The organism is Thiococcus pfennigii (assembly GCF_016583835.1).
GTDB classification, from domain to species: Bacteria; Pseudomonadota; Gammaproteobacteria; order Chromatiales; family Chromatiaceae; genus Thiococcus; species Thiococcus pfennigii.
On the sequence record NZ_NRRW01000180.1, the window covers coordinates 1 to 473 of the forward strand.

Here is a 473-nt window from a genome sequence, read left to right on the forward strand (position 1 = left end):
TCCACGTCGGCGTGGGACATCCCTTTGAACAGCCCGATGATGTCGCCGTCATCAGTCTCGAACTGGCGCCGCACCCCGAGGAGTTTGATGGTGAGCAGGCGCTTCAGCTGTTCCTGGTTAGGTGGATCGAAGACCAGCACCTCCAATCAGAAATAAGGGCAAGTGGGAGCGAATTTCCATTCCCCGCCCCATCGCCGAACATCGCCGAACAACGCCGCATCGTCGCCAAAGTCGACCAACTGATGGCCTTAGTCGACCAGTTGGAGGCTCAACTCAACGCCTCCCGCGCCACCGCCGCGAATCTTCTCTCCGCCCTCGACGCTAAGCTCACCACCGCCTGACCGCCCATGCCGCAATTCGAAAGCTACCTCGGCATTGACTATTCCGGCGCGCAGACCCCCAGCAGCAGCCTGAAGGGCCTTCGCCTCTACGCAGCGACGCGCACGGAGCCGCCCGCCGAGATTCCACCGCCG

At 62.4% G+C, this 473-nt stretch carries 1 protein-coding gene; it reads left to right on the plus strand.

Annotated features, from left to right (window positions below; all coding sequences use genetic code 11):
* On the plus strand, positions 1–341 hold a 341-nt coding region (locus CKO41_RS18455; protein WP_200383305.1), incomplete at its 5' end, for a restriction endonuclease subunit S domain-containing protein.
* Positions 342–473 lie beyond the last annotated feature (132 nt).